Origin of the sequence: Neorhizobium sp. S3-V5DH (genome assembly GCF_004343065.1) — a bacterium.
GTDB classification, from domain to species: domain Bacteria; phylum Pseudomonadota; class Alphaproteobacteria; order Rhizobiales; family Rhizobiaceae; genus Neorhizobium; species Neorhizobium huautlense.
The window spans coordinates 66,635-81,022 of record NZ_SMCL01000019.1 but is presented as its reverse complement, the minus strand read 5'-3'; the positions used below and the strand labels follow the sequence as shown (position 1 = coordinate 81,022).

Genomic DNA, 14,388 nt, shown 5'->3' with positions numbered 1-14,388 from the left:
CCTCGTCACCTTGCCAAACGGCTAAAATTCATCGCATTTTGCGCGCCATGCGTCCTGCCGTCCTCGATCCGCTCTTCTCACCGGTCGCCTCGCTTGCGGGCGTAGGGCCGAAGCTTGCAGACCTGATCGCCCGCGTGACAGGCCGAGAGGACGCGGACGACTGCCGTGTCGTCGACCTGCTCTTCCATGCCCCCCATTCATTGATCGACCGGCGCAATCGGCCGGGAATCGCCCTTGCGCCGCAAGGCGCAATCGTGACGATCGAAGGTCGTGTCGACCGGCACCAACCGCCGCCAAGGGGCAAACCCAACCTGCCCTACCGCGTTTTTCTGCACGATGATACCGGCGAGCTGGCGCTGACATTCTTCCGCGCCAAGGGCAACTGGCTGGAGAAATCCCTGCCGATCGACGAGACGGTCATGGTGAGCGGCAAGGTCGACTGGTTCAACGGCCGGCCATCCATGGTGCATCCGGACTTCATCGTGAAATCTTCGGAAGCCGAGAACCTGCCGCTGATCGAACCCGTTTATCCGCTGACGGCAGGCCTTTCCCCGAAGCTCTTGCGCAAAGCCATCGACGGGGCGCTCGCGCGCCTGCCGATCCTGCCGGAATGGGTGGACGTCAATCTGGCGTTACGTCAGGGCTTTCCTTCCGTTACGGATTCCTTCCAAAGGCTGCACGATCCGCGCGACGAGACGGATGTCGAATCACAATCACCCGCCCGCCGGCGGCTTGCCTATGACGAATTCCTGGCGGGTCAGGTGTCGCTTGCTCTCGTCAGGCAACGCATCCGCAAAGTGCCCGGTCAACCGATCCGCGTGAAGGGTGATCTGGCGGCAGAGATCATAGCCCACCTGCCTTTCTCGCTCACCCCGAGCCAGAAGAAGGCGGTTGACGATATTCTGAAGGACATGGCGGGCGAGGACCGCATGCTGAGGCTGCTGCAAGGCGATGTCGGTGCCGGCAAGACGCTGGTCGCCCTGCTGGCCATGGCGGCTGCCGTCGAGGCCGGCGGCCAGGCGGTTCTGATGGCGCCGACGGAAATCCTCGCGCGCCAGCATTTTTCTACCATCTCGAGGCTTGCAGGCGCCGCAGGCGTGACCGTCGAAGTGCTGACAGGTCGAACGAAGGGCCGCGAACGCGATCAGATCGTCGAACGCATCGCATCCGGCGAAGCCCAGATCGTCATCGGCACCCATGCCCTTTTTCAAGATGCGATCAGCTATCATAATTTGTTGCTGGCCGTTGTGGACGAACAGCATCGCTTCGGTGTTCATCAGCGCCTGCGCCTGACCGCCAAGGGCATCTCGCCGCATATGCTGGTGATGACCGCGACGCCCATCCCGCGCACACTGGTGCTCGCCGCCTTTGGCGACATGGATGTCTCCAAGCTGACCGAAAAGCCAGCCGGCCGAAAACCTATCCAGACGGTTACCATTCCTACGGAGCGCATCGGGGAGATCGTTTCCCGCCTTAGAACGGCGATCGCCGACGGAAAGAAAGGCTACTGGATCTGCCCGCTCGTTGAAGAATCGGACGTTTCAGACCTGATGTCGGCGGAGGAACGTTATCAGGTGCTGGCGCAGGAACTTGGCCGCGACAATGTCGGTCTGGTGCACGGACGCATGAGCGGACCGGAAAAAGATGCGGTCATGAGTGCCTTCAAGAACGGCGAACTGCGGTTGCTGGTGGCGACGACGGTGGTGGAAGTCGGCGTCGACGTTCCGGATGCGACCATCATGGTGATCGAGCATGCCGAACGTTTCGGACTTGCCCAGCTCCACCAGCTTCGCGGCCGGGTCGGGCGCGGCGACGACGCATCGACCTGCATCCTTCTCTACAAGGGTCCCTTAAGCGAGACCGGCCGCGCACGGCTGTCGATATTGCGCGACAGCGAAGATGGGTTTCTGATTGCGGAAGAGGATCTGCGCCTGCGTGGCGAGGGAGAGCTTCTCGGTACGCGGCAATCCGGCACGCCCGGTTTTCGCATTGCGAGCCTCGAAGCGCACGCCGACCTATTGGACATCGCCCGCAAGGACGCAACCTATCTGCTGGAACGGGACCCGGAGCTCACCAGCGAGCGTGGGCAGAATATGCGCGTGCTACTCTACCTCCACCGCCGCGACGAGGCGATCCGCTTCCTGAGAGCCGGATAATTCACCCCTGAACGACGGGCGGCGGCAAAACCGCAGTCGGCGCTCCGGCACTCGGCCTGTAGTCCGGCGCAATCAGGCCGCCGGAAATCAGGAGCTTGGCGCCCTCTTCCGGCGTCATGTCCAGCATGATGACCTTGCTTCGCGGGACAAACATCAGAAAGCCCGCTGTCGGCACCGGCGTCGGCGGCAGGAAGACCCCGACCATTTCCTCGCCGTCCGCATTGAGCTTCGCCGCGATCTCGCCCTGCGCATCCCCGGAAATGAAGACCAGCGCCCACATGCCGGGACTGGGAAACTCGATCAGTCCGCATTTCTTGAAGGAGGTGGACTGTTCCTTCAGCACGGTCTCCAGGATCTGTTTGACGCTCCTGTAGATGGTGCGGACTAGCGGCATGCGATGCAGGATCGATTCGCCGAAATTGACGATGGAGCGGCCGATCAGGTTTTTGCCGAGAAAACCGATAATGGTAATCAGGACCACCGCCATCACCAGCCCGGTGCCGGGAATGGTGATGTTGAAATAGTATTGCGGGTCGTAGCGTTGCGGAATGTAGGGCGTGACCCAGCTATCGGCCCAGTCGATAAAGGCGAAGGTCAGCCAGATGGTAATGGCCAGAGGCGCGCAGATGATGAGCCCGGTCAGGAAGTTGTTCCGGAGGCGGCCGGCCAGCGATATTCGCTCTGGACTGTCGCTCATTCCGCTTCCTTGAATCACCTAAAGCACTGCCGCATTCATTTGAATGCGACAATGCAGGATGCGATGGTGCGATGCAAGGAAAAGCGGCGGATATCACTCGACGGTGACGGATTTCGCGAGGTTGCGCGGCTGGTCGACGTCAGTCCCCATGAAGACTGCCGTGTGATAGGCCAGCAACTGGATCGGCAGCGAAAAGATCATCGGCGCAATGATCTCATCGACATTCGGCAGCGCGATTGTCGCCATGGTCGGCAGTCGCGACGCGGCGGCGCCCTTTTCGTCGGTGATGAAAATGATCTTGCCGCCGCGGGCCGCCACTTCCTGCATGTTCGAAACGGTCTTTTCGAAGAAACGGTCATGGGGCGCAATGACGATTACCGGCATGTTCTCGTCGATCAACGCGATCGGCCCGTGCTTGAGCTCCCCGGCAGCATAACCTTCGGCATGGATATAAGAGATTTCCTTAAGCTTCAGCGCGCCTTCCATGGCAAGCGGAAAGCTCGTGCCGCGGCCGAGATAAAGCACGTCCTTGAAACGTGAGAGATCGCGCGACAGGACCTCGATCTGCGGCTGGATCTCGTTCAGCACCCGGCTCATGATGCGCGGCATCTCGGCGAGATGCTTGACCATCGCCCTTTCGTCGCCGGCCGTCACGGTGCCGCGGGCACGACCGGCGCCAATGGAAAGCGCGGCCAGCACCGCAAGTTGGCAGGTGAAGGCTTTGGTGGAGGCGACGCCGATTTCCGGCCCTGCCAGGATCGGGAAGATCGCGTCCGATTCACGCGCTATTGTCGATTCCTTGACATTGACGACCGCGCCGATCTTCAGCCCCTGGTCCTTGCAGTACCGAAGCGAGGCAAGCGTGTCCGCCGTCTCGCCGGATTGCGAGATGAAAAGCGCCGCCTGCCTTGGCGACAGCGGCAGTTCGCGGTAGCGGAATTCGGAGGCGACGTCGATCTCGACCGGCAGGCGCGCATAACGTTCGAACCAGTATTTGCCGACCAGACCGGAGAGATAGGCCGTGCCGCAGGCGGAAATGGCGAGGCCGGAGACCTTGCCGAAATCGATCGCCGTTTCATTCGACTTCACCGTATGGGAGGCGAAATCGATATAGTGGCTGAGCGCGTGGGAAATGATCTCGGGCTGCTCGTAGATCTCCTTCTCCATGAAATGGCGATGGTTGCCCTTGTCGACCATGAAGGCGGAAGCCTGCGAAATCTGGCTTGGCCGCTTCAGGGGTTTGCCCTCGTAGTCGATGATCTCGACGCCCTTGTGGGTCATGATCGCGCAGTCGCCATCGACGAGATAGGTGATCTCGTTCGTGAAGGGCGAGAGCGCTATGGCATCCGAACCCAAAAACATCTCGCCGCGACCGTGGCCGATGGCGAGCGGCGGCCCGAAGCGGGCTGCCATGATCGTGGCCGGGTCGTCCTCGAAAATCACCACCAGCGCATAGGCGCCGGAAACGCGGTTCAGCATCGCGAGCATGGCCTCGCGGTGATCGAGCCCCTGGCGGACATATTTCGCCAGAAGATGGGCAACGACTTCGGTATCCGTCTGGCTCTGGAAAACCGCGCCTTCAGCCAGCAGTTCATCCTTCAGCTCGGAAAAATTCTCGATAATTCCGTTATGGACGACGGCGACGCCTTCGACGAAATGCGGGTGGGCGTTGGTCTCGTTCGGCACGCCGTGGGTCGCCCAACGGGTATGGGCAATGCCTATGGCGCCCGGCAGAGGCTCCGCATCAAGCTTCTTTTCGAGGTTGAAGAGCTTTCCTTCGGCGCGACGGCGGTCCATTTTTCCGTCGTGGATGGTCGCGACGCCGGCGGAATCATAACCGCGATATTCGAGTCGCCGCAGCGCATCGACCAGGCGCGCCGCCACCGGTTCTTTTCCGACGATCCCGACAATCCCGCACATAAACCACCCTCTTCGTTTCGTTGGAACCCGCGCAGTCCTAGCCGATTGCCGGCCCGACGCAATCGGCCCGGCGGTCACTTTCGATGTCGGAAAGTAATGCTCGGCGGTTAAGGCGCAATTGTTTATTTCGTTGCCTTTTTAGCGGCCTTGAACGCAAGGGCGCGTTCCCGGATCACTTTGGCACGCTCGAGCTTTACTTCCTGGCGTGCCCGACCGAATGCCAATGCGTCCGCCGGCACGTTCTCGGTAATGACGCTGCCGGAGGCGACGTAAGCGCCGTCGCCGATCGACACCGGTGCGACGAGGGCCGAATTCGAGCCAATAAAGGTGTTCGCGCCGATGCGCGTTTCGTGCTTGTTCACGCCGTCGTAGTTGCAGGTGATGGTTCCTGCCCCGATATTCGCATGCGCGCCGATCACGGCATCGCCGATATAGGTCAGGTGATTGACCTTGGCCCCCTCGCCGATTTTACCGTTCTTGACCTCGCAGAAATTGCCGACCTTGGCGCCTGCCGAAAGCTCTGCTCCGGGGCGGAGGCGTGCAAACGGTCCGACAGTCGCTCCGGCACTGACATGCGCGCCTTCAAGATGCGAGAAGGCATGGATCACTGCACCAGATTCCACAGTCACGCCCGGCCCGAACACGACGTTCGGCTCGACCAGCGCGTCCTGGCCGATCTCGGTATCGTAGGAGAGGAAGACCGTCTCCGGCGCGATCATGGTGACGCCCGAGACCATCAGTTCGTGACGACGGCGCTCCTGCCAGAGCTTTTCCAGAAAGGCGAGTTCGGCGCGGTTGTTGCAGCCGGCAACTTCCGTTTCCGGAGCGTCGACGGCCACGACCCTGCCCCCGGCGGCACGGGCGATTTCCACGATATCGGTAAGGTAATACTCACCCTTTGCGTTGTGGTTGTTGATCTTTTCGAGAAAGGACAATGCCTTCCGGCCGTCTATCGCCATCAACCCGCTATTGCACCAAGTGATTTTCCGCTCTTCCTCGGTGGCGTCCTTCTCTTCGCGGATCGCGATCAGCTCGTCATTTTCCACCAGGAGGCGACCGTAGCCGGTCGGCTTGTCGGTGCGGAATCCGATGACCACGACATCGGCACCTTGCGCCAACTTTTCGCGCGCCGCAGCAAAGGGCGCCGATGTCACGAGGGGAACATCACCATAGGCAATCAGAACGTCATCGTAGCTGCGGGCAATCGCCTGCTTTGCCGTCAGCACTGCATGGCCCGTTCCAAGACGCTCGGTCTGGAGGAATGTCTCGACGGAAACACCGTCCACCGCGCCGGCCCTGGCGACCGCCTCCGCGTCCCGCCCGACGACAAGAGCAGCATCGGAAACGCCGGTCGATGCGATAGCCGCCATGACATGCGCGATCATCGGCCGGCCGGCGACCGGGTGCAGCACTTTCGACATCGACGATTTCATCCGCGTGCTGTCGCCAGCTGCGAGGATGACGGCAAGGCAAGAACGGCTCATCGGAAATCTCCTTCCATGCGATTGCACGGGCTTTTAGCAGCAAGATTGTTGAAGCGCGATAAACGGCTTGTGTGCAAGCGCAACAAAAAGAGCTAGCGCCCGGCGCGTATCGAACGTCCGAGGCTTACTGGCCAACCGAGGCTTTTCGAGAATATTCGGTAGTCTCACGCGGGCTTGGCTGTTGGTAAGGAAACATCCGCCCGCCCCTCTTAAATCAAGCCAATTCGTTCTCGTCGTACTGCACGCGGGCGGCTTTGACCAAGGAGTGATTCTCTTCGGCCCATCGGAGGACCTTGGAGAGCGGCTCGAAGAGCGAGCGACCAAGATCCGTCATCCGGTATTCGACGCTCGGCGGCTTTGTCGGAAACACTTCCCGTTCGATATAACCGTCCCGTTGCAGATCGCGCAGCGTCTGGGTGAGCATGCGCTGGGAAATATCCGGCACCAGCCGCCGTAACTCCCCGAACCGATAGGGCCGACGCGACAGCGCTTCCAGCAGCAACGTCGACCATTTGCCGGCGATGCGGTCGATCACGTCGCGCACCGGACAATTTCCTGCATCCCACCCGGACATATCGCATTCCTGACCGTCGAGGACACGCTTATGCGCCGCCTTGAACACCATGACGGTGGTTCCCTTCAGATAACCATCTCCCCCAAAACTGCCTTCTTTACAGTCAGTCGTCAATTCCTATTTTAGCGCTAGTCTCTTTTTGAGACCAACATTTACACCCGCGCTAGAGCGCCGGTTTCATCGATAGAAGGATAAGATTTGAGATGACCAGACTTCTCGTCACCGGCGCCGCCGGACAACTCGGTCGCGCCGTCCTGCGTCACCTGACGCAGACCTTCAAAGTCGCGCCTGGCGATATCGTCGCGGCAAGCCGCGATCCTCAAAAACTGGCCGGGCTTGCAGCCGAGGGAATTGAAACCCGCGCTGCCGACTTCGACGATGAGGCAGGTCTGGTAAAGGCCTTCACGGGCATCGACCGCGTGCTGATCATCTCGACGGACGAACTCGCTGTCCCGGGAAAGCGACTCAACCAGCACAGGAACGCCGTCGCTGCTGCAGCCAAGGCCGGCGTGAAGCACATCGTCTACACCTCAATGCCCAACCCGGACAAATCGCTCGTCACCTTCGCTCCGGATCACCTCGGGACCGAAGAGGCGATCAAGGCGAGCGGCGTCGCCTATACGATCCTGCGCAATTCCTGGTACAGCGACAACTACCTCATGTCGATGCCGCACAATCTGCAGGTCGGACGGTGGTATACGGCCATGGGCGCCGGCAAGGTGGCGAACATCAGCCGCGACGATTGCGCGCGCGCTGCAGCCGCTGCGCTCGCCAATCCGCCCGCCGGCAATCAGACGCTGACGCTTACCGGTCCCGAATCGCTGCCGGCCGAAGACATCGCGGCACGCGTTTCAAAGGCTGCCGGAAAGCCACTTGAGGTCGTTCACGTCACGGATGAGCAACTCTCTCACGGTCTTGCCGGCGCTGGCCTCCCGCCCTTTGTCGTAGAAATGCTGGTTTCGGCGGACGCCAACATTCGAGCCGGTAATTTCGACCTGCTGACGGACGCCTTCGAAAAGCTGACGGGAGCCGCGCCGCAACCGCTTGCCGCCTATCTGGAAACGCAGAAAGCAGCGTTATCAGGCTAGCTCAATGCCAAGGATTGCAAATCTCCAAAATTCGAGATAATTAGATGGAGTTACTAAATTCTATCTGATTTGGAGAAAAAATGCGCGCGATTGGCTTGATTGGTGGGATGAGCTTCGAAAGCACCGCGGTCTATTACCGGCTCATCAACGAGATGGTCCGCGACCGCCTCGGCGGTCTTGCGTCAGCCAACGTTTTCCTCCATTCGGTCAATTTTGCCGAAGTCGTCGACATGCAGAAAGCCGGCCGCTGGGATCTGGCGGCCGAGCATCTCGCAAACAGCGCAAGCAGCCTCCAGAGCGCTGGCGCCGAATGCGTCCTGATCTGCACCAATACCATGCACCTCGTCGCGCCAGAGGTCCAGGCAGCAGTTGACGTACCCGTCATCCATATCATCGACGAAACGGCCAAAGCGCTGAAATCGCTGGGCCTGTCGCGTCCGCTTCTGCTCGCGACCCGATACACCATGGAACATGGATTCTACGGAGAGCGCATGAAATCGCTCGGCATCGACGTCATGGTTCCGGACGCCGATGACCGCACGGATATCCATAACATCATCTTTAATGAACTGTGCGCCGGGACCGTTGCCGAGGCGTCCCGCCACCGCGCGATTGCCATGATCGAAAAGGCCAAGGCCGAGGGCGCAGACAGCATCATCCTAGGCTGTACTGAAATCTGCCTCCTTCTCGATCCGGAAAACCTGCCGCTTCCGGGCGTTGATTCCACAACAGTCCACGCAAAAGTTGCCGTGGATTTCGCTCTCGGCGACGCGACAGCAAGTCAGGCCGCAGCTTAATTAGTTGACTCAGTCAAATATTTGGTGGACAAAAATCTCTTGATCGGAGGTTTTTGCCATGACTGACCTTGCCTTCCTGGACACCGTTCGCGCCTTCAACCGATTTTACACGAACAAACTCGGCTTGCTCGCGAAGGGCTATCTCGAGTCTCCTTACACGCTGACGGAAGCGCGCATCCTTTACGAGATGGGGTCGCGCAGGCGCGTATCCGCCACGGAACTCAACCATGATCTCGGCCTCGATCCCGCCTATCTGAGCCGGGTGCTAAAAAAGTTTCGAGAGTTAGGCTTTATCGACAGCCAGCCCGACCCTGCAGACAAGCGAAGCCAAGTATTGGCTATCACAGCGAAGGGACGAGCCGAATACGAAATGCTCGCCGAGCGTTCGCGTCGGCAGATCGAAAACGATCTTGGCCATGTGGACGAGACCGACCGCGAAAAGCTGATCGACTCCATGCAGGCGATCCGGATGATCCTCGACCCGAAATCGGCGACACCCCCGCCGCCTGTGGTCATTCGGCCGCACCGGATAGGCGATATAGGATGGCTCATTGAAGCCCAGGCGACCGCCTATGCCCGCGAATACGGCTGGAACGAAAAATTCGAGGGACTGATCGCAGACGTCGCCGGCAAGTTCATCGCCAACTTCAATCCCGAGCGCGAGCGCTGCTGGATCGCGGAACGCAACGGCCGAAGGGTCGGCTCGGTGCTGGTGGCCGATGGTGGCGACGGAGTCGCGAAACTGCGCCTTCTCTATCTCGACCCGGCTGCCCGCGGCCTCGGCCTCGGCCGGACGCTGGTGGATCAATGTATCAAGTTTTCAACCTTAGCCGGCTATCGAAAACTGTCCCTCTGGACCAATGATGTGCTGTCAGCCGCCATCCACATTTATGAGAAGACAGGCTTCAAACTTGTCTCCGAGGAGAGACATGTGATGTTCGGGCCGGAATGCACCGGCCAGACCTGGGAACTCGAACTCGGCGAGGCAAAGCTCTCCGCCGCTTAATTTGTCTGTCCACATGCGCGGCGGAAACGGCGCACGGTTTCCGCCATGCCATATTCCAAGGCATCCGCGGTCAATCCGTGGCCGATCGAAACTTCGGCCAGGTGTGGGATCCGCCTCACGAGCGCGGGCAGATTGGCGACCGTCAGATCGTGGCCGGCGTTGACCCCGAGCCCTTCGCTCAATGCCGCGTCCGCAGTACGCCCGAGCATTTCAAGGATCTCTGCGCCGCGCTGCGGGTCATCGAAGCAGCCGCCGTAAGGGCCGGTATAAAGCTCGATGCGATCGGCTCCCGTCGCCTTCGCCAGCTTGATCGCCTCCACGTCTCCATCGCCATCGGCAAATAGCGAAACCCGCATTCCTTTCCTCTTGAGGCGCGCGACAATCGGCTTCAGCATTTCACCGGTGGCACGGAAGTCAAACCCGTGGTCCGACGTCGCCTGGCTCGGATCGTCCGGCACAAGGGTCACCTGTTGCGGTTCGGTCTTCTCGCAGAGCGCCAGAAAGTCTTCGCTGGGATAACCTTCGATGTTGAATTCCGCCGTGGGGAATTCGTCGTCGATCAAAGCGCGGATTACCGGCAGGTCGGAAAAACGGATGTGCCGTTGATCAGGACGCGGATGCACGGTCAGCCCGGCCGCTCCCGCCTGAAGCGCAATCCGCCCCAGTCCCTCGACGCTTGGCCAGGGAAGGTCCCGGCGGTTGCGCAACATGGCGACGGCGTTGAGATTTACGGAGAGCTTGGTCGGCATGGCAATATCCGTTTTTCAGAGGAGGTGCCGAGCTTTTAGGGCATGGATCGCGCGAACGCCACCGGCTTTGAGGAATTACACCTATAAAGAGTTTTCATCGACGAGAATCCACGTGGCTTGAGGGGCTATCATTTTCGAAAATTTTACATAATGTATTGCTAACAGAATTCGCCGGCCGGACCGAAGGCGGCGGGATACAGGGCTTGCCGGCGAATTCTGTTAGCCAATCATATCGGGTCCGCGTTTTCAGTACCGAGCGCTCAACCGAAGACGCGCCATGCGCGTGCAACTCTGGGGTGAGCTCTAGATAGACGCCATTCGCAGGGAGGCCCGATGCGAAGCGACGCCAGATACCCGACAGCCGGACTCAATGCAGTGACAGCCGGTGGACAGACCAAGTTTCTTCCCCAGGTTTCCTTGCCCTTCGAATTACCGGAGGAACCGCTGGCGATTGCCGAGATGGCAGACCTCTTCGGCGTCACCCATCGCACCTTGCACTTTTACGAGGAAAAGGGACTGATCACCGCCGAACGGTCAGGCACCATGCGGGTCTATGGCAGCGAACATATCCAGCGCATGGCGGTGATCAATGCCTGCCGGGAGATCGGCATGTCGGTCGCGGTGATCCAGGAATTGATGGATGAACTGGCCGGCGCAGCCTCCCAGGCGGAAGCGGACGAACTCTTCCAGAACATGCTGTCGCGGCGCAAGCGAGAGTTGACCGCGGACATATCCAATATCCGCCGGCAGATGCAGCAGATCGAAAGCCTTCTTTCGACGGAAGATGAGGATGACACGAGTGAGGCGGCGCGCCCCATGTCGCTGGTCTTGTCCGACATCGAGAAACGGTGTCTGGCGCTGATGGCCGAAGGTTATTCCGCACCACGCCTTGCCCGCACCCTCGATCTGCCATTCGAAGAACTCCGCGAGATGGAAGACGGCATCATCCGGAAATTTCAGGCCACCAACCGTTTCCAGGCTGTCGCGAAGGCGCTGCTGCTCGGCATGGTGCCGAATTGATCAGCGCACAATGGTCAATGTCTCGGCCGCACGGGTGATCGCGGTATAGAGCCAGCGCTCGCGCGTATCGCGGAAGGCAAAGCTCTCGTCGAACAGCACGACATTGTTCCATTGAGAGCCCTGCGCCTTGTGAACAGTCAGAGCGTAGCCGTAGTCGAACTCGTCGTAGCGCTTGCGTGTCGACCAGGGGATTTCCTCGTCGCTTTCGAACGCCTGCTTGAGGAGTTTGATCTTCGCCGCACCGCGATCCATGTCGTCGTCTTCGGGCCGGATCATGAGATTGATCCCGGGCTTTACGGTCTCCCGGGAGGAGCTCATCACCTGCCAGAGCGAACCGTTGAGCAAGCCCTTCACCTGATCGTTGCGCAGGCAGACCAGCTTGTCGCCGGATTGGGGGTAGTCTGCCGTAAAGCCCTTCAGCTCCCGGAGCCTTTGGTTGTAGCGCTTGCGGGTCTTGTTGGTGCCGACCAATACCTGGTCCGCCTCCAGCACCAGCGGCTGGGTCACCTCGTCGCGTGAGATTACCTTCGCCGTCCCATAGTCGCCATACATGATCTCCTTGCCTTCGCGCACATTCATGGCGAGCTGGATGATCGGGTTGTCGCGAGCCTGACGGTGGATATCGGTAAGCAGATAATCCGGCTCCTGCTCGGTGAAGAAACCGCCCCCTGAAACCGGCGGCAGCTGGCCTGGGTCGCCGAGCACCAGGATCGGCGTACCGAAGCTCATCAAATCCTTGCCCAAAGCCTCGTCCACCATCGAGCATTCGTCGATGATGATCAGTGCAGCCTTGGCGACCGGGCTCTGGCGATTGATCGAAAACATCGGCGCGATGGAGGTCTTGCCGGTTTCCTCATCCTCCACGGCCTCCTCGCCGCGCGGGCGGTAGATCAACGAATGGATGGTCTTTGCATTCCGCGCACCCTTGGAACGCAGCACCTGAGCGGCCTTGCCGGTGAAGGCGGCGAACGGAACGTCGCCATCGACATTTTCGGCAAAATGCTTGGCGAGCGTCGTCTTGCCTGTGCCGGCATAACCGAACAGCCGGAAAATCTGGCTACGGCCGTCCTTCAGCCAGCGGGAAACGGCTTTGAGAGCCTCGTCCTGTTGCGGTGCAAATTGCATGGGCGCGACTTGGCAGGATTCGAGGAGGAATCGCAACAGAAAAAGAACGAAAGTAGATCAAGCTGAGGCGAAGACGTTCAACTGCTAGCAGATACATGCCGCGTAGACGGAAAATTCCGAGCCTGGGCCTTCACCGCAGCGGGTCGTTCTCAAGCTCAATCGGTCGGCCATGCGGTGTCGCTTCCGCCGCCCGCTGCCAGCTTTTCTGAAGAGAAAGAATGGCATCGGCGTCCGCAATGCCTTTATCGACCAGAAGACCGGACAGCGCGGCCACCCAGCAGTCGAAATAGTCACTGCCGTCCTCGGCGCGACCGGGCTTGTGCACCTCTGTGGAAAGCGCCTCCGCCCATTCGCTCCAGGTAAAGACGCCCCTCTCGTGCAGATACACGGCCATTGCGAAGGCTTCCGCGGCCCAGGGTTCGGGAAAGGTCGGATCTCCCTCCGGCGACTTCGGCAAACCGGGCGAACGCGCAAGCGGCGACGGAATTTCACAGGCGCTCAAGGTAACTCTCCCAGGCGTCGACGGAGATGGTCAATGTCGGATCGGCGCCCTCGCCCCAGATCTCGCCAGCGTCGAAGACGACCGTATAGACCCATTGGGGGTTCTCGCCGTTACCGTGGGCGTTGTCATCCGGAAAGACGTATGATCCCTGGACCGCCTCCACGATACCGGTTTTGGCGCGGGCGTAGCGCGGCAAACGCGTATGGGTCTGCGGATTGAAATTCTTCGTCCTGACCTTTTCGCCCGGCCGGAAGAGCGGCTCGGTCTCCACCGGGCGGTCGCAAGGTCCGCCGCGGGCGAGCACTGCCGGCACCATGTCGGCCTTCAGAATACGCTTCGGCGTTGCCGGCTCCATCTGCTTTACGCCTGCGTCGATCTCGCCTCTTGTGGCAAAACCATGCCTTTCGAGCAGCACTTCCAGCGCCCGCGTCCAAATCTCGTAATAGCTGGCGGAGAGATAATCCGCCGGCGGGATGTTTTCGCGCGCATGGCGGCTTTCGTCGATAGTCCAGGCACCGAAGGCGCCACAGGAGAGCGTAATCCCGAGTGCCCGCTTTTCCCACTCGGCGTGAAAATAGGGCTCGTCCTTTTCGGGCGCTACGGGGCCGAAGCCCATCTGCCCACCAAGATCATGGGGGCCGTTCATGCCGGCACCCCCGCAATCGCCGTGCCGATCATCGCGTCGCGGCTGACGAGTTTCGCAAGCTCCTCCTCGCTCATGTTCTCGGTGCCGTCCGGCCGTTCGGGAATGACGAGATAGCGAAGTTCGGCGGTCGAATCCCACACCCGTATCTTCTTGTCGTCCGGCAGGGTCAGCCCGAATTCGGTAAGCACGCCGCGGGGATCGATGACCGCACGAGACCGGTAGGCCGGCGCCTTGTACCAAACGGGCGGAAGGCCAAGCACCGCCCAGGGATAACAGGAGCAGAGCGTGCAAACCACGAGGTTATGCGTTTCCGGCGTGTTGAACACCGCCCGCATGTGTTCGCCCTGGCGGCCGGCATAGCCCAGACTCGCGATTGCAGCTGTCGCGTCCTCTTTCAGCCACTCGGCGAATTGCGGATCGCTCCAGGCCTTGGCGACAACGTGAGCGCCATTGCGAGGCCCGACCTTTGTTTCGTAAGTCTCGACGATCACATCGATCGCCGCCGGGTCGATCAACCCCTTTTCCGTCAGGACGGTTTCCAGCGCCCTGACCCGCGCCTGCATGTCGCTATAGCGGTTGTCGTGGTGATGATCATGGTGATGGTGATGATGGTCTGCAGACATG

Annotated in this window: 14 protein-coding genes; 5 read left to right on the top strand and 9 right to left on the bottom strand. The window is 60.3% G+C overall.

Annotated elements, in window-relative coordinates; translation table 11 throughout:
- Positions 1–47: 47 nt before the first annotated feature.
- Positions 48–2,156, top strand: coding sequence for an ATP-dependent DNA helicase RecG (recG, locus tag EDE09_RS21660; protein WP_132412877.1), 2,109 nt, complete (start codon positions 48–50; stop codon positions 2,154–2,156).
- Between the two features lies 1 nt (position 2,157).
- On the opposite strand, the gene EDE09_RS21655 is transcribed toward recG, so the two are convergent.
- The 4 genes from EDE09_RS21655 to EDE09_RS21640 all read right to left on the bottom strand — a co-directional run bounded on the left by EDE09_RS21655 (position 2,158) and on the right by EDE09_RS21640 (position 6,882).
- Complete coding sequence (locus EDE09_RS21655) at positions 2,158–2,853, bottom strand: DUF502 domain-containing protein (RefSeq protein WP_112798084.1); 696 nt, start codon at positions 2,851–2,853, stop codon at positions 2,158–2,160.
- A gap of 93 nt (positions 2,854–2,946) precedes the next feature.
- Entirely contained in the window at positions 2,947–4,773 is a 1,827-nt protein-coding gene (gene glmS / locus EDE09_RS21650) for a glutamine--fructose-6-phosphate transaminase (isomerizing) (RefSeq protein ID WP_132412875.1), read from the bottom strand.
- 122 nt (positions 4,774–4,895) lie between these two features.
- Positions 4,896–6,257: a bifunctional UDP-N-acetylglucosamine diphosphorylase/glucosamine-1-phosphate N-acetyltransferase GlmU gene (gene glmU / locus EDE09_RS21645; protein ID WP_132412873.1), complete on the bottom strand. Its 1,362-nt coding sequence runs from the start codon at positions 6,255–6,257 to the stop codon at positions 4,896–4,898.
- 214 nt (positions 6,258–6,471) lie between these two features.
- Positions 6,472–6,882, bottom strand: a complete 411-nt coding sequence (locus tag EDE09_RS21640) for a helix-turn-helix domain-containing protein (RefSeq protein ID WP_132412871.1) — start codon at positions 6,880–6,882, stop codon at positions 6,472–6,474.
- Positions 6,883–7,034: 152 nt separating this feature from the next.
- Between EDE09_RS21640 and EDE09_RS21635 the strand changes: the two genes are divergently transcribed.
- From EDE09_RS21635 to EDE09_RS21625, 3 genes are all read left to right on the top strand, one after another.
- Positions 7,035–7,919, top strand: coding sequence for an SDR family oxidoreductase (locus EDE09_RS21635; protein ID WP_132412869.1), 885 nt, complete (start codon positions 7,035–7,037; stop codon positions 7,917–7,919).
- An 80-nt stretch (positions 7,920–7,999) separates the two neighbouring features.
- The gene (locus EDE09_RS21630) at positions 8,000–8,716 is read left to right on the top strand and encodes an aspartate/glutamate racemase family protein (RefSeq protein WP_132412867.1); all 717 of its coding nucleotides are present in this window, start codon (positions 8,000–8,002) and stop codon (positions 8,714–8,716) included.
- 58 nt (positions 8,717–8,774) lie between these two features.
- Positions 8,775–9,722, top strand: a complete 948-nt coding sequence (locus tag EDE09_RS21625; protein ID WP_132412865.1) for a helix-turn-helix domain-containing GNAT family N-acetyltransferase — start codon at positions 8,775–8,777, stop codon at positions 9,720–9,722.
- Here the strand turns inward: EDE09_RS21625 and EDE09_RS21620 are convergent.
- A complete protein-coding gene (locus EDE09_RS21620; protein WP_132412863.1) occupies positions 9,719–10,471 on the bottom strand; it encodes a pyridoxine 5'-phosphate synthase in 753 nt (250 codons plus the stop codon). The genes EDE09_RS21625 and EDE09_RS21620 overlap by 4 nt on opposite strands.
- A gap of 333 nt (positions 10,472–10,804) precedes the next feature.
- On the opposite strand from EDE09_RS21620, the gene EDE09_RS21615 reads away from it, so the two are divergent.
- Positions 10,805–11,491, top strand: coding sequence for a MerR family transcriptional regulator (locus EDE09_RS21615; RefSeq protein ID WP_132412861.1), 687 nt, complete (start codon positions 10,805–10,807; stop codon positions 11,489–11,491).
- Here the strand turns inward: EDE09_RS21615 and EDE09_RS21610 are convergent, their stop codons facing one another.
- The 4 genes from EDE09_RS21610 to nthA form a co-directional block, all read right to left on the bottom strand.
- Positions 11,492–12,616: an ATP-dependent RecD-like DNA helicase gene (locus tag EDE09_RS21610; RefSeq protein WP_132412859.1), complete on the bottom strand. Its 1,125-nt coding sequence runs from the start codon at positions 12,614–12,616 to the stop codon at positions 11,492–11,494.
- Between the two features lie 130 nt (positions 12,617–12,746).
- On the bottom strand, positions 12,747–13,118 hold the full coding sequence (locus EDE09_RS21605) for a nitrile hydratase accessory protein (protein WP_132412857.1): 372 nt from the start codon (positions 13,116–13,118) through the stop codon (positions 12,747–12,749).
- Positions 13,105–13,764: a nitrile hydratase subunit beta gene (gene nthB, locus EDE09_RS21600; RefSeq protein ID WP_132412855.1), complete on the bottom strand. Its 660-nt coding sequence runs from the start codon at positions 13,762–13,764 to the stop codon at positions 13,105–13,107. Before nthB ends, EDE09_RS21605 begins: the two co-directional genes overlap by 14 nt.
- Positions 13,761–14,387 (bottom strand): nitrile hydratase subunit alpha, encoded by a 627-nt coding sequence (gene nthA / locus EDE09_RS21595; protein ID WP_132412853.1) that lies wholly within the window; start codon positions 14,385–14,387, stop codon positions 13,761–13,763. The genes nthB and nthA overlap by 4 nt, the downstream gene beginning before the upstream one ends.
- Between the last annotated feature and the right edge of the window lies 1 nt (position 14,388).

Bases quoted from the DNA above. Each gene is read 5' to 3' on its own strand.
- EDE09_RS21610 (WP_132412859.1), bottom strand. From the start codon at position 12,616: ATGCAATTTGCACCGCAACAGGACGAGGCTCTCAAAGCCGTTTCCCGC.
- glmS (WP_132412875.1), bottom strand. From the start codon at position 4,773: ATGTGCGGGATTGTCGGGATCGTCGGAAAAGAACCGGTGGCGGCGCGC.
- EDE09_RS21615 (WP_132412861.1), top strand. From the start codon at position 10,805: ATGCGAAGCGACGCCAGATACCCGACAGCCGGACTCAATGCAGTGACA.
- EDE09_RS21625 (WP_132412865.1), top strand. From the start codon at position 8,775: ATGACTGACCTTGCCTTCCTGGACACCGTTCGCGCCTTCAACCGATTT.
- EDE09_RS21640 (WP_132412871.1), bottom strand. From the start codon at position 6,882: ATGGTGTTCAAGGCGGCGCATAAGCGTGTCCTCGACGGTCAGGAATGC.
- EDE09_RS21620 (WP_132412863.1), bottom strand. From the start codon at position 10,471: ATGCCGACCAAGCTCTCCGTAAATCTCAACGCCGTCGCCATGTTGCGC.
- EDE09_RS21655 (WP_112798084.1), bottom strand. From the start codon at position 2,853: ATGAGCGACAGTCCAGAGCGAATATCGCTGGCCGGCCGCCTCCGGAAC.
- nthB (WP_132412855.1), bottom strand. From the start codon at position 13,764: ATGAACGGCCCCCATGATCTTGGTGGGCAGATGGGCTTCGGCCCCGTA.
- EDE09_RS21630 (WP_132412867.1), top strand. From the start codon at position 8,000: ATGCGCGCGATTGGCTTGATTGGTGGGATGAGCTTCGAAAGCACCGCG.
- recG (WP_132412877.1), top strand. From the start codon at position 48: ATGCGTCCTGCCGTCCTCGATCCGCTCTTCTCACCGGTCGCCTCGCTT.
- nthA (WP_132412853.1), bottom strand. From the start codon at position 14,387: ATGTCTGCAGACCATCATCACCATCACCATGATCATCACCACGACAAC.
- EDE09_RS21635 (WP_132412869.1), top strand. From the start codon at position 7,035: ATGACCAGACTTCTCGTCACCGGCGCCGCCGGACAACTCGGTCGCGCC.
- glmU (WP_132412873.1), bottom strand. From the start codon at position 6,257: ATGAGCCGTTCTTGCCTTGCCGTCATCCTCGCAGCTGGCGACAGCACG.